The organism is Streptomyces sp. NBC_01017, from assembly GCF_045162795.1.
In the GTDB taxonomy this organism is placed as follows: domain Bacteria; phylum Actinomycetota; class Actinomycetes; order Streptomycetales; family Streptomycetaceae; genus Streptomyces; species Streptomyces machairae.
Map to the genome: position 1 here is coordinate 3,934,554 of NZ_CP108683.1, position 14,777 is coordinate 3,949,330.

Consider the following 14,777-nt stretch of genomic DNA (forward strand, 5'->3'; position numbering starts at 1 on the left):
GGCACCGGGAGGACGTGGCGTGACGGGGACAACGGGGGCGGCCAGGGCGAGTGCCTCGATGGCCGAGCGGTTCGGCGCGCTCAGCGGTGAGCAGCGCGTCCGGCTGATGCGCCGGCTCGTGGAGTCCGGGCAGTTGGGCCTGATCCCGGCGGTCGTGCCGCGCCGGGACGGGGACGGTCCGGTGCGGCTGAGTCCCGCGCAGGAGGACCTGTGGGTGTACGAGTCGCTGTATCCCGGCACTCCGGCGCTGAACCTGTGCAGCGCCTACCACTTCGACGAGACCGTCGAGCCGGTCGACCCGGACCGGCTGGAGACCGCGCTCACCCTGGTCCGGTCCCAGCACGACATCCTGCGGGCGCGCATCGGCGGCGAACCGGGCTCTCTGCACGTCACCTTCCCGCCCGAGGACCGCTTCGTGCTGGAGCGGGAGGACCTGCGCGGCACCGGCACCACCATCGCGGAGGCCTTCGAGACCTTCCGGCGCCGCTCCTTCGACCTGGCCGGCGGCCCCCTGATGCGGGCCCGCCTCGTCACCGTCGACGAGCGGCGGACCACGCTGATGCTGGGCCTGCACCACGTCATCGCCGACTGGTGGTCCTTCGACGTGCTCCAGGCCGAGTTCGCCGAGGCCCACCACGCGACCGGCGACGGCAGTGGTACCACCACGTCCCGCCCCCTCGTCCAGTACGCCGACTTCGCCTCCTGGCAGGGCGAGCTGGAGGAGGCCGGCGTCTTCGCGGCGCGGCTGGACTTCTGGCGCCGCTACCTGGCCGAGCCGCCGGGGCCGCTCACCGTGCCGGGCAGCCGTAACGACACCGGCGACGACATCGCGCAGATCCCGTTCCGCGTCGACGCCCCGACCGCCCAGGCGATTCGGGCCCTGGCCCGGGAACGCGGCGCCTCGGTCTACGTCGTCCTGATGGCGGCCTTCGCGGTCCTCGCGCACCGCCTCACGGGCGCCGACGACATGGTGCTCGGCACCCCGACCGCCAACCGTGCGGCCAAGGGCCTGGAGCGGGTCATCGGGTACGTCATGAACGCCATCCCGACCCGCTGGCGGATCCGGCCCGGGGACTCCTTCGCCGACGTGCTGTCCCGGTTCGCCACGGACTTCCCCGAGCTGATGACCAACGCCGACGTGCCCGTGGGCCGGATCGTCTCGACGGTCGCCCCCGACCGCAGCGCCGGGCGCTCCCCGCTGTTCCAGTGGGTGTTCATGCACCTCACCCAGCAGCGGAGCGTGGCCGCGCTGCGGGAGTTCAGCGAGCCCGAGCGCATCCACACCGGCGGCGAGCACGACCTCGTGGGCATCGTCCGGGACGCCGACGACGGCGCGATGGACGGCAGCTTCGAGATCCGTACGGCCCTCTTCGGCGCCGACACCGTACGGCACTGGACGGACGCCTACCTGGAGCTGCTGCGGCGCTTCACCGCCGACCCCGAGGTGCCGCTCGCGGAGGTCGGGCTGGTGCCGGAGGCCGACCGGCGCAGGCTCGCGGACCTGGCATCCGGCGCTCCGGCCCCCGAGCCGCTGGCCCTCCCCGACCTGGTGGCCCGGCAGGCGGCCCGCACCCCCGACGCGCCCGCGCTGGATGCCGCATCGCTGACGCTGACCTACGCCGAACTCGTCGACCATGTCGACCGGTTGGCCGCGGTGTTCGCCGAGCGCGGTGCGGGGCCGGGGGAGGTCGTGGCTCTCGCGCTGGGGCGCACCTCGGCGATGGTGCCTGCGTTGCTGGCGGTGCAGCGGGCCGGGGCGGCGTATCTGCCGATCGACCCCGATTATCCGGCGGAGCGGGTTTCGCTGGCACTGGCGGATGCGGGGCCGGTGTTGTTGGTCGTGGGTGAGCGGGGGGTGCCGGTCGATACGGAAGTGCCGACCTTGGCGTTGAGCGAATCGCTGGAATTGCCGGGACGCCGCAAATCAATGACAGCCCCGCGCCCCTGGGGGGCGTTCGAACCGGCCTACGTCATACACACCTCCGGGTCCACCGGGCGCCCCAAGGGTGTTCTCGTGCCGCACACCGGGCTGGCCGCGCTCGCTCAGGGGCTCGTGGACTCCATGGCGTTGGGCCCCGGCAGCAGGGTCCTGCAGCTCGGGTCGCCCGCGTTCGACATCTCCGTGGCCGAGATGTGCATGGCATTCGGCTCGGGCGGGACGCTGGTCGTGCCGCCCGAGGGGCCGCTCGCCGGGCAAGGGCTGGCCGATGTGCTGACCGGGCTCCAGATCAGCGCCGCGATGCTGCCGCCCTCGGTGCTGGCGACGGTCCCCACCGGGGAGTACCCGCAGCTGCGGTCGCTGGCCGTGGGCGCGGAGGCGTGCCCGCCGGAGCTGGTGGCCCGCTGGGCGGTCGGCGGGCGCCGGTTCCACAACGCCTACGGGCCCACCGAGTTCACCGTCGCCGCCACCGTCGCCGGCCCGCTGACCGGCGACGGCACGACCCCGCCCATCGGCGCCCCGCTGCCGGGCACGCGCGCGTACGTGCTCGACGGGCGGCTGCGGCCGGTGCCGCCCGGGGTGAGCGGCGAGCTGTATCTGGCGGGCCCGGGGGTGGCGTACGGCTATCTGGGCCGGCCGGGGGCGACCGCCGAGCGGTTCGTCGCCGACCCGTACGGGGCGCCCGGCGCACGCATGTACCGCACCGGGGACCTGGCCCGGCGGCGCGACGACGGGCAGCTGGAGTATCTGGGCCGGTCCGACGACCAGGTGAAGATCCGGGGTCAGCGCATCGAGCCGGGCGAGATCGCGGCCGTCCTCACCGGGCACCCCTCGGTGGAACAGGCCGTGGCCGTCGTACGCGAGGACCGGCCGGGCAGGCCGCGGCTCGTCGCGTACGTCGTCGGCGCGTCCGGCACCGAACCCGCGCCGGACGCACTGCTGGCGTACGCCGCCGGGCGGTTGCCCGCCGCCATGGTGCCGGCCGACGTGGTGGTGCTTCAGGCGTTGCCGCTGGCGCCCAACGGCAAGCTGGACCGGGCGGCGCTGCCCGCGCCGGGGACTCGTCCCGGCGGTGCCGGTCGGGCGCCGGAGGGGGTCCGCGAAGTCGCCCTGTGCGCCCTGTTCGAGGAGGTGCTCGGCGTCGAACGGGTCGGTGCCGACGACGACTTCTTCCGGCTCGGCGGCGACAGCATCATGGCGATCCAGCTCGCGGGGCGCGCTTCGGGGGCGGGGCTCGGCATCACCCCGCGTGACGTCTTCACGGCCCGTACGCCTGCCGCACTCGCGCTGACGGCGCGGGCGGTGACGGACCGCGGCACGGATGCGGGCCCGGATTCCGGTACCGGACGCTTCCCGCTCACGCCGGTCATGCGCTGGTGGCGTGAGCAGGGCGGCGGGGACGCGGCGGCGTTCACGCAGTCGATGGTGTTCCCGGTGCCGCGGGACATGACCCCGGAGCGGGTCGAGGCGGCGGTGCGCGGGCTGGTCGAGCGGCACGGTGTGCTGCGGATGCGGCTCGTGGACGGGGAGTTGGAGGTTCCCGAGGAGGTCCCCGGCGTGGCGGTGGACCGCGTCGAGGTACCCGCCGGTGCCGATCCGCGGGTACTGGCCGAGGAGTTGGCGGCGTCGGTGCGGCTCGACCCGGAGCAGGGCGAGATGGTGCGGGCGACCTGGCTCGACGTTTCTGCCGGGCAGTCGGGGTTGCTCCTGCTGACGGTGCACCATCTGGCGGTGGACGGGGTGTCCTGGCGGCTGTTGGGTCCCGAACTGGCCGCCGGGCTGGCCGGGGAGCGGCTGCCGGAGAGCACGGGCACGTCCTTCGCGCGCTGGGCGCGGCTGCTGACGCAGGAGGCGGTGCGGCCCGAGCTCGCCGATGTGGAGTCGGCCTGGTGGGAGCGGATGCTGACCGGCCCGGACGCGCGGATCGCCGGCGGCCGGGGTGTCGGCGGGCGCCGTGCCGTACTCACCGTCGAGCTGACGCCCGAGGTCACCGAGGCGGCCCTGTCCGAGGTGACCACGGCCTTCCACTGCGGCCCGGACGCCGTACTGCTGACAGCACTGGCCGCGGCTGCGGTACGGCGCCGGGACGCGGGCTCCGGTCTGCTGGTCCACCTGGAGGGCCACGGCCGCGAGGCGCTCGCCACGCCGGCCGACATCTCCCGTACGGTCGGCTGGTTCACCACCCAGTACCCGGTCCGGGTGGACGCGGGCGCCGCGCTCGGCCCGGACTTCTGGCAGCCGGCGCAGGACGCGGCCGGTGAGGCGCTGAAGCAGGTCAAGGAGCAGCTGCGGGCGGTCCCCTCGGGCGGCCTCGGCTGGGGTCTGCTGCGCCACCTCAACCCGGACACCGCCCCGAAGCTGGCCGCGCTGCCCGTCCCCGACCTGCGTTTCAACTACCTGGGCCGGTTCTCCGGCGGCGACACGGCCGACGGCGAGCTGCTCGGCATGGCCGCGGAGGCGCTGCCGCTCGGGCACGCGGTGGAAGTGGACGCGCTGGTCCTGGAGCGGGGCGGCGGACGGCTGTGTCTGAACGCCGGGTTCTCCTACGCGCGCGGCGAGCTCGGCGAGGACGAGGTCCAGGAGCTGGCCCGCCTGTGGTGCGGGGCGATCGAGGTGCTGGTCGAGCACACCCGCCGCGCCGGCACGGGCGGCCACACCAGCTCCGACTTCCCGCTCGTCGACCTGTCCTCCGATCAACTCGCCCTGCTGGAGGACGACTTGGACTTCGAGCCGGCCGACGAGGACAGCGAGGGGGACGACTGATGGGCGGCCGTATCGCGGACGTACTGCCGCTGTCCCCCGCCCAGGAGGGGCTGCTCTTCCACGCCCTGCGTGATCCGGAGGGACCCGACCCGTATCTGGTGCAGGCGCGGTTCCGGATCGCCCCCGGCGTCACGGCCGAGGCGGTGCGGGCCGGGGTGGCCGGGCTGCTGGAGCGGCATCCCAATCTGCGGGCGTGCTTCAGGCACGAGCACGTCGAGCGGCCGGTGCAGGTGATCCCGCGCGCGGTGAAGCTGCCCTGGACGGAGGCCGACCGCACCGGGCGCACGCCGGACGCGACGGAGGCGGAGCTTGCCCGTCTCATGGCCGAGGACCGGGACCGCCGCTTCGATCTGGCCCGGCCGCCGTTGGTGCGGGCCACGCTGGTGCGGCACGACGAGGGTGCGGATCTGCTGCTGGCCTTCCACCACATCCTGCTGGACGGCTGGTCGTTGCCGCTGCTCGCGCAGGAGCTGGAGGCGCTGGCTGCGGGTACCGGGGAGCTGTCACCCGCCGCACCCTTCAAGCAGTACCTGGTCTGGCTGAACGGTCAGGACCAGGTCGGGGCCGAGGCCGCCTGGCGCGAGGCGCTGGGCGGTCTTGCGCGGCCCGCCCTGCTGTCGCCCGAGGGGCCCGACGGCCCTGAGGACACGGTCGACATCGAGCTGACGCCCGAGCTGACGGCGGCCGTCACCCGCCGTGCCGCGAACGCCGGCGTCACCGTCAACACCGTCGCGCAGACCGCTTGGGCCCTGGTGCTGGCCCGGATGACCGGTGCCGAGGACCTGGTGTTCGGCGCGGTCGTCTCCGGGCGGCCGCACGATCTGCCGGGCGTCGAGCGGATGGTGGGGCTGTTCATCAACACGCTGCCCGTACGGATCCGGCTGCGCTCCGGCGAGGGCGTCGACGAGCTGCTGGCCCGCGTCCAGGACGAGCAGTTGCGGCTGGCGCCGTATCACCACGTACGGCTCTCGGAGGTGCAGCGGGCCGCGGGCGCGGGTGAACTCTTCGACACGGTCCTGGCGTTCGAGAACTTCCCGCGCGCCGAAGGCCCCGCCCCGGCCGTCGAGCTGGTCGAGACGCGGGACGCGACGCACTACCCGGTGACGATCGCCGTCGTCGCAGGCGAGCGGATGCTGCTGCGGGTCAGCTGCCGCCGGGGCATCCCGGCACCCACGATCGGCGCCCGCCTGGCGCGCGCCCTGGAGGCACTGACCTCCGCCGACGGGACACCGGCCGACCGGCTCGACGTCCTCCCGCCGCAGGAGCGGCGACACCTGCTCGCCCTCTCCGACGGGCCGGCGCGTCCCATGCGTACGACGCCCCAGGCGCTGAGCATCCCCGGGCGCTTCGCCGAGCACGTGACCCGTACGCCCGACGCGCCCGCCGTCGAGTCCGACGGTGAGGTGCTGACGTACGCCGGCCTCGGCACGGCGTCCGACGCGCTGGCGGGCCGGCTCCGGGAGGCGGGGGTACGGCCCGGCGACACCGTGGCGCTGCCGCTGGCCCGGTCCGTGTCCATGGTCGTCGCACAGCTGGCGGTGCTGAAGGCGGGCGCGTGCTGTCTGCCGCTGGATGCGGGGGCTCCGGCGGGGCGGTTGGCGGCGCTGGTGGAGGCGGCTGACGCACGGGTGGCGCTCATCGCCGCCGAGGTACAACTGCCGGGCAGTGTACGGGCGTTGGACCTCCGCGAATCCCACTCCACCGCACACCCGCCGACGGCTCCCGTGCCCCCCGAATCCCCCGCCTACGTGATGTACACGTCCGGCTCGACGGGCGAACCCAAGGGCATCGTCACCCCGCACCGAGCCGTCGCCGAACTCGCCGCCGACTCCCGCTTCACGGGCGGCGCTCACGAGCGCGTCCTCCTGCACAGCCCGCACACCTTCGACGCCGCGACCTACGAGATGTGGGTGCCCCTGCTGAACGGCGGCACCGTGGTGGTCGCCCAGCCCGGCCCGGTCACCCCTGACGTGCTCAAGAGGCTGCTGCCCGAAGCGCGCGTCACGGCTGTGTGGCTCACCGCGGAACTCCTGCGCACCGTCGCGGAGATCGCGCCCGAGGTGCTCGGCAGTGTGCGTGAGGTGTGGGCGGGCGGGGACGTCCTCGCGCCCGAGGCGGTGCGCCGGGTGCGCGAACTCTGCCCCGGCACCCGGGTCGTCAACGGCTACGGCCCCACCGAGACCACCGTGTTCGCCACGGCCCACCGTGTGAGCGGTGACGTCGGCGGGTCCGTGCCGATCGGCCGGCCCCTCGACAACACCCGCGCCCACGTCCTCGACCGGCTCCTGCGCCCGGTCCCGACGGGAACGGTCGGCGAGCTCTACGTCGCCGGCGCCGGGCTCGCCCACGGATACCTGAACCGCCCCGGCCTGACCGCCGAGCGCTTCGTCGCCGACCCGTACGGCCCGCCCGGCGCCCGGATGTACCGCACGGGCGATCTGGTGCGCCGCCTCCCGGGCGGTGACCTGGAGTTCATGGGCCGCGGCGACGACCAGGTCAAGGTGCGCGGCTTCCGGATCGAGCCCGCCGAGGTGGAGGCCGCCCTGGCCGGCTGCCCGGGCGTGGAGCGGGCCGTCGTCGCCGCACGCCCCGGGCCGGGCGGCGGCAAGAGGCTGGTCGCGTATGTCGTGGGCGGCGACCCGGACCTCGTACGGGAGCACGCGGCGCGCACGCTGCCCGCGCATCTGCTGCCTTCGGCCTGGTCCCGCCTGGACACCGTGCCCCTGACCGCGCACGGCAAGGTCGACCGGGCCGCGTTGCCCGAGCCCGAACCGGACGGCGGCCCGCGGGGCCGTGGCAGGCGGATCGCCCGGCCGGGGCGGGAACAGCGGTTGTGCGCGCTGTTCGCGCAGGTGCTCGGCGTCGACGCGCTCGGCCCCGACGCCGACTTCTTCGCGCACGGCGGGCACTCGCTGCTCGCCCTGCGCCTGACCGCGAGGATCCACGCGGAGCTGGGGACCCGGGTGTCACCGGCGGCGCTGTTCGAGGCACCCACACCCGCCGCGCTCGCCACCCGCCTGGCGACAGGGCAGGCGGAGGACCGGGACGACGAGGACGCGTACGCCCCGCTGCTCACCCTGCGCCGCGAGGGCGACCTGCCCCCGCTGTTCTGTCTGCACCCGGGGCTGGGACTCGGCTGGGCGTACGCGGCGCTGCTGCCGCACCTCGCGCCCGGGCGGCCGGTGTACGCGTTGCAGACGCCGGTGCTGCGCGGCGAGCAACTGCCGGGAACCGTCTCGGAGTTGGCCGAGAGCTACCTGTCGCGCATCCGCGCGGTGCGGCCGCACGGACCGTATCTGCTGCTCGGCCGCTCCTTCGGCGGGCCCGTCGCCCACGAGCTGGCGGTGCGGCTGCGCGCGGCCGGCGAGGAGGTCGAGCTCGTCGCCGTGCTGGACGCGATGCCGAAGCCGCCCGAGGTGGCCCGCGTGCCGCTGGACCCGGCGGTCGTGGAACAGGCCGCGCTGGACAGCCTGCTGCGCAACGCGCTGCCCGGGGCTGCGGCCGGGCCCGGACCGCTGGAGCGGGCCGAGGTCGTCGCCCGTGTCCACGCGCACAGCGCCCTGCTCGCCGACCTGGACGAAGGGCGCCTCGACACGCTGGTCGCCGCCATGGAGCGGTACATCGAGTTGGCCCGCGCCTGGCAGCCGTCGCCGTACGACGGCCGCGTGACCCTCTTCTCGGCCACCCGCGCCGCGGAGGCCACGACCGAGGAGAAGTACGCGGCGTGGCAGGCCTGCTCGGCCGGGGTGGACGTGCACGAACTGGAGTGTGAGCACAGCGATGTGCTCACGGCGGGACCGGTCGGCGAGATCGCCACGGTCGTGGAGAACGTACTGGCAAGGGACTGCACGGGGGACGGAGCGCAGGCAGATGGATGCTGACGACATAAGTAACGGGATCTCGGAGGAGTACGAGTTCCCGACCTCGGACGCGCAGGCCCGGCTGCTCGTCCTGGACCACATGGACCCGGGCAGCGCGACCTACCATGTGCCGGCCGCCTTCGCCGTGCACGGGCCCTTCGACACGGCTGCCTTCGGCCGAGCGCTCGACGCGCTGGTCATCCGGCACGAGTCGCTGCGCACGGTGTTCCGCACCGGCACCGACGGGGTGCCGGTGCAGATCGTGTCGGCGGCCGGGAGGGCCGAGCCGCGCATGGAGCGCGATGTCCCCGTGGCCGAGGTGGACGCCCGGATGCGCGCGGAGGCCGCCCGCCCCTTCGACGTGACGACCGGCCCGCTGCTGCGCTGCACGCTGTACGCGGTGGGCGACGGCAGCCACCGCATCCTGCTCGTCGCCCACCATCTGGTCTGCGACGGCTGGTCGCTGGGCGTGCTGCTGCGGGAGCTGTCGGCCGGCTACGAGAACGAGACCAAGGGGCTGGGCCACTCCTTGCCCGAACTGGCCCTCCAGTTCCCGGACTTCGCGTCCTGGCAGCGGGAGCGGCAGGCGGGCGGCGAGTACGCCGGCTCGGTCGCGTACTGGGCCGAGCGGTTGCGGGGCGCGGCCGAGACGGTCCCGCTGCCGCTGGACCGGCCGCGCGGTGCGGTCCGTTCGGCCGCGGGCGGCACGGAACGGTTCACGCTGCCGGCCGGGGTCCGCGAGCGGATCGCCGAGACGGCACGGGCGCGCGGCGGTACGCCGTTCATGGCGGTCTTCGCCGCGTACGCCGCGTTCGTGAGCCGCCTGTCGGGCTCCGAGGACCTGGTGATCGGCTTCCCCGTCTCGGGCCGGGACCGCCCGGAACTCCAGGACCTGGTCGGCATGCTGACCAACACCCTGGCCCTGCGGGTCGACCTGTCCGGCGACCCGTCGTACCACGCCCTGATCGACCGCCTGCGCTCCGCCCTTCTGGACTCGCAGCCGTACCAGGACGCTCCCTTCGAGGCAGTCGTGAACGCGGTCGCCCCGGCCCGCGAGATCAGCCACGACCCGGTCGTCCAGGTGGTCTTCGGCTACGACGACGACACCGAGCTGACGCTGCGTCTGGCCGGCGCCGAGGTCGAGCGCGTCCATGTCGCTCTGGACACCGCGAAGTTCGACTTCCACCTCCAGGTGGAGCGCTGGGGCGAGGATCTCGCCGCGTACCTGATCCACCGCAGCGCACTGTTCGAGGCGGAGACGGTACGACGGTGGGTGCGGTGCTTCGAGACGCTGTTGGAGGGGTTGCTGGACAGTCCGGACGCGCCCCTGTCGGCCATCGACATGCTCCCGCCGGACGAACGCACCCGCCTGCTGACCCAGGGGACAGCAACCCCCTCCAGGGGCGCGGGCCGTGTCGATATGCGGCTCGGCCGCGTGGGCGCGACCAGCCACGACGAACCCGCAGTCGCCGTACGGCACAGCGCGGCACCCCCTGGGACGCAGCTGGTACCCGCCCTCATAGCGGACCGCGCCGCCAGGCAGCCGGAGGCCACCGCCCTCGTCTGCGGCGACCAGCGCCTGACGTACCGCGAACTACTGCACCGCGCCGACACCCTCGCGGCCCGCCTGCGCGAGCAGGGCGTACGCCGCGGCGACCGAGTCGGCCTGCTGCTGCCGCGGGGCGCCGACATGGGTATTGCCGCCCTCGCGGTGCTCCGCGCCGGCGCCGCATACGTTCCCCTGGACCCGGCACATCCGGCGGCCCGCCTCGCCTACATGATCACCGACTCGGGCACGTCCCTGCTGCTGACGGCGGCGGAGACGACAGGCCCGGCAGGCACGGACGTACCGGAACTACGGGTCGACGTCGACGTGGACACGGACACCGCACCCGCGCAGGCCCCGGTGTCGTGCGCCCCCGGCGACCTCGCCTACGTCCTCTACACCTCGGGCTCCACCGGCGTCCCCAAGGGCGTCGCCGTCGAGCACCGCTCGCTGCTCAACCTCGCGACGAACGTACGCCCCGTGTTCCCGGTGACCGCGCGGGACCGCGTCCTGCAGTTCGTGTCGTTCGGCTTCGACGTGGCCGTGTCCGACCTGTTCTTCCCCTGGGTCGCGGGCGCGGAACTGCACATCGCGCAGGAGGACGAGCGGCTCGGCGAGGCGCTCCAGAAACGGCTCAGGGACTCCCGCATCACGTACGTCTTCCTGCCGCCGTCCGCCGCGATGACCCTGCCCCGCGCCCCGGGCGCCCTGCCCGAGCTGCGGACCCTCGCGGTCGGCGGCGAGGCGTGCCCGGCCGAGCTGGTCGAGCGGCTCGGCGAGGAGGGCCGCCGGATCGTCAACGCGTACGGCCCGAGTGAGGCCACGGTGTACTCCACCACGGCCGACCTGCGTCCGGGCGAGCCGGTGGTCATCGGCCACGCCGTCCCCGGCTCCCGCGCCTACGTCCTGGACCGGCGGCTGCGCCCGGTCCCGGTCGGCGTGACCGGCGAGCTCTACGTCGCCGGCGCCACCCTGGCCCGCGGCTACATCGGCCAGCCCGGCATGACGGCCGAACGGTTCGTCGCCGACCCGTACGGCCCGCCCGGCAGCCGGATGTACCGCACCGGGGACCTGTGCCGGGTCGACGCGCACGACGTGCTGCACTACCTCGGCCGCGGGGACTCCCAGGTGAAGCTGCGCGGCTACCGGATCGAACTGGGCGAGATCGAGGCCCTGCTGGCCGGCCACGCCGATGTCACGGTGGCCGCTGCCGCGGTGCGCGGGGAGGGTGCCGAGCAGCGGCTGGTGGCGTATCTCGTCACCACCGCGGAGCTGCCGGACGCGGTGCTGCGGGCCCACTTGGCCGGGCGGTTGCCCGGATACATGGTCCCGGACGTCTTCGTACGCCTGCCGGAGCTGCCGCTGAACCGCTCCGGCAAGACCGACCGGTCCCGGCTCCCCGACCCCCCGTCGTCGCGGCCGGTGCTGAGCGAGTCGTACACCGCTCCGGGCACCGCGACCGAGCAGCGTGTGGCCGAGGTCTGGCAGCAGGTGCTGACCCTGGACCGGGTCGGCTCGCACGACAACTTCTTCGACCTGGGCGGCAATTCCGTACGGCTGCTGGCGGTGCTCGCGGCGCTCCGGGAACACCCTGAGCACCGGGACCTCGCCCTGGTCGACCTCTTCCGGCATCCGACGGTGGCAGCCGTTGCGGCCCACCTCGACAGTACGGCCGAGAACACCGCACCCCGCGAGGAGGCGGCCCGGCGCGGCAGCGACCGCCGGGCGGCCCTGCAGAAGATCCGTTCCAGGAAAGGCACCACACGATGACGACCGAAGAAGTCCCGATGCAGGATCTCGAATCCGCGGTGGCCGTCGTCGGCATGAGCGGCCGCTTCCCCGGCGCGCCGGACCTGGAGTCCTACTGGGCCAACCTGCGCGACGGCGTCTGCTCCCTGTCCACCTTCACCGAGAAGGAGTTGCTCGCCGACGGCGCGGACGCGGCGGAGCTGCGCAACCCCGCGTACGTCGCCGCACAGGGCCGGCTCCCGGACGCGGACCGCTTCGAGGCGGACCTGTTCGGCTTCAGCCGCACCGAGGCGGCGGCCCTGGACCCGCAGCACCGGGTGCTGCTGGAGACCGCCTGGGCCGCCCTGGAGGACGCGGGCCACGCCCCGCTGAACGCCCCGTCCCGCACCGGCGTGTACGTGGGCGGCAGCCCGACCGAACACGCCCTGGCCGCCGGCACGGACCCGGCGCTCGCGGCGTCGATCGGCGCCCTCCAGGTCCGTATCCTCACCGACCGTGAGTTCCTGGCGCCGTGGATCTCGTACCGCCTGGGTCTGGACGGCCCGAGCATGACCGTCCAGACGGCCTGTTCGACCTCGCTGACGGCGGTGCATCTCGCCGTGCAGGCCCTCCTCCTCGGCGAGTGCGACACCGCGCTCGCGGGCGGCGTCGCCATCGGCAGTGTGCGCAAGCAGGGCTACGTCCACTACCAGGGCGGGATCTTCTCCCCCGACGGCCGCTGCCGCCCCTTCGACGAGAAGGCGGCCGGCACGGTGCCGGGCAGCGGGGTGGGCCTGTTGGTGCTGCGCCGGCTGGAGGACGCGCTGGCCGACGGTGACCCGGTGCGTGCGGTGATCCGGGGTACGGCCGTCACCAACGACGGTTCCGGCAAGGTCGGGTTCACCGCTCCTGGGGTGGACCAGCAGACGGCCGCGATCACGGAGGCGTGGGCGGCGGCGGGGCTGGAGCCGTCGGCGGCACAGTACGTGGAGACGCACGGGACCGGGACGGAGCTGGGAGACCGGATCGAACTGGAGGCGGCGAGCGCGGCCTTCGCGGGCGGTGACGGCACGGGCACCGGCACGGGTGTCGGCATCGGAATCGGCTCGGTGAAGTCGAACATCGGGCACGCGGACGCGGCGGCCGGGGCGGCGGCGCTGATCAAGACGATCCTGATGCTGGAGAACGCGACGCTCGCCCCGACGGTGGACGTCACCAGCCCGGTCCCCGCCCTGCGGGAGTCGCCGCTGCGGCTGGTGACCGAGGCGGAGGAGTGGCCGGACCGGGCGGGCCTGCCCCGGCTGGCGGGCGTGACGTCGGTGGGAATCGGCGGCACGAACGTGCACGTGGTGGTGCAGGAGGCACCGGAGCGGCCGGCCCGACCGGATACTCCCGCGCACCCGCTGGTCCTGCCGCTGTCGGCCCGCACCGAGACCCAACTCGCCGCCCTCGCAGACCGGTTGGCGAGGCGACTGCGCGAGGCGGACGCCCCGTCCCTGGCCGATGCCGCCCACACCCTGCGCACGGGCCGGGTCGCGATGCCCGTACGCGGCTATGTCGTGGCCGCCGGGGCACGGGAGGCCGCCGACAAGCTCACGGCGCTGGCCGCGGGCCGCCGGGACTCCACGACCGACCCCCGGGGCGAGGCATGGCTCAGCGGCGAGGAGGTGACCTGGCCGGCCCTCGACGGTGACGTACGGCGGGTGTCGCTCCCGGCATATCCGTTCGCGGGTGAGAGCCATGGCGCGCTGACGCTGAGGCGGCCCACGGCGCCGGAAGGAGCGACGGAGACGCCTGCCCTTCCGCAACCGTCGCCGACGCCGGTGCCGTCGCCGGAGAACGAACTCGAAGCCACGGTGGCCGAGTTGGTGATCGAGGCGCTGGACCTCAACGGCGCCGCCGATCTGGAGCAGACGTACTTCGAGGCGGGCGGTGACTCGCTGACGGCCGTCCACCTTGCCGGACGGCTCCGCGACGAGCTGGGCATCGACGTGCCGATCCAGCTGTTCCTCGAACCGATCACGCTGAAGGACATGACGAACCGCATCGTCGAGATGAAGCAGAACGGCGACACCGACGGCGCCCTCGATGCTCTCCTCTCCGAGTTCGAGGCGGAGTCATGACCGTCCCGCTCCCGGACAGCCGGACCCGATGGCTCAGGGGCGTGAGCGCGCCCGGCGCGAGGATCCGCCTGGTGTGCTTTCCCCATGCCGGCGGCGCGGCCGGATTCTTCCACGACTGGGCCGCGCTGACGCCACCGGAGATCGAGGTCGTGTCGGTGCAGTACCCGGGCCGTCAGGACCGGTTGTCCGAGCCGTGTGCGACCACGATGGAGGAGCTGGCGGACGCGATCGCGACGGCCCTGCTGCACGAGGTCGACGACGACCTGCCGTTGGCCTTCTTCGGCCACAGCATGGGTTCGTCCGTGGCGTACGAGGTGGCGCGCCGACTGGAGGACGTCCCCGGCCGCACCCTCACCCGCCTGATCGTGTCGGGCCGCACCCGGCCCCGTGTCCCGCAGGAGCAGGCGCCGCGCCCGCTCCCGACCGACACCGAGATCCTGGACCACGTCCGGCGGCTGAATCCCGAGGGCGCCGTCGTCTTCGAACACGCCGCGCTGCGGCCGGTGATCGTGCCGGCCCTGCGCGCGGACTTCGGCCTGCTGGCGAAGTACCGCCCGGCTCGTCTGCACCGGCTGGGAGTTCCGGTCACGGCCTGCGGCGGCGACCGTGATCCCGCGTGCGCGATCGAGGACCTCTCGGCGTGGGCCGACGTCACGACCGAGGGGCTGGACGTCCGGGTCTTCGAGGGGAACCACTTCTATCTCAGCCCGCGCAGAGAGGAGTTGATCGCGCTGATCGCCTCGCTGCTGTGAGGCGGCGCGTCGAACGGACGTGCACGAGGTGACGTGCAAGAGGTGAGAAAACTGGGCATGTTTCCC

5 protein-coding genes are annotated in these 14,777 nt (G+C 74.1%); all 5 read left to right on the forward strand.

Translation table 11 applies throughout. From position 1 onward, the window contains the following. Positions 1–19: 19 nt before the first annotated feature. The 5 genes from OG331_RS17760 to OG331_RS17780 are packed head-to-tail and all read left to right on the forward strand — an operon-like array spanning position 20 to position 14,711. On the forward strand, positions 20–4,702 hold the full coding sequence (locus OG331_RS17760; protein WP_406197260.1) for an amino acid adenylation domain-containing protein: 4,683 nt from the start codon (positions 20–22) through the stop codon (positions 4,700–4,702). Continuing rightward, positions 4,702–8,583: a non-ribosomal peptide synthetase gene (locus tag OG331_RS17765; RefSeq protein ID WP_406197263.1), complete on the forward strand. Its 3,882-nt coding sequence runs from the start codon at positions 4,702–4,704 to the stop codon at positions 8,581–8,583. The genes OG331_RS17760 and OG331_RS17765 overlap by 1 nt, the downstream gene beginning before the upstream one ends. Beyond that, complete coding sequence (locus OG331_RS17770) at positions 8,573–11,878, forward strand: non-ribosomal peptide synthetase (RefSeq protein WP_406197266.1); 3,306 nt, start codon at positions 8,573–8,575, stop codon at positions 11,876–11,878. Before OG331_RS17765 ends, OG331_RS17770 begins: the two co-directional genes overlap by 11 nt. Next, entirely contained in the window at positions 11,875–13,959 is a 2,085-nt protein-coding gene (locus tag OG331_RS17775) for a beta-ketoacyl synthase N-terminal-like domain-containing protein (protein ID WP_406197268.1), read from the forward strand. Before OG331_RS17770 ends, OG331_RS17775 begins: the two co-directional genes overlap by 4 nt. Then, positions 13,956–14,711 (forward strand): thioesterase II family protein, encoded by a 756-nt coding sequence (locus OG331_RS17780; protein ID WP_406197271.1) that lies wholly within the window; start codon positions 13,956–13,958, stop codon positions 14,709–14,711. The genes OG331_RS17775 and OG331_RS17780 overlap by 4 nt, the downstream gene beginning before the upstream one ends. The last annotated feature ends 66 nt before the right edge of the window (positions 14,712–14,777 follow it).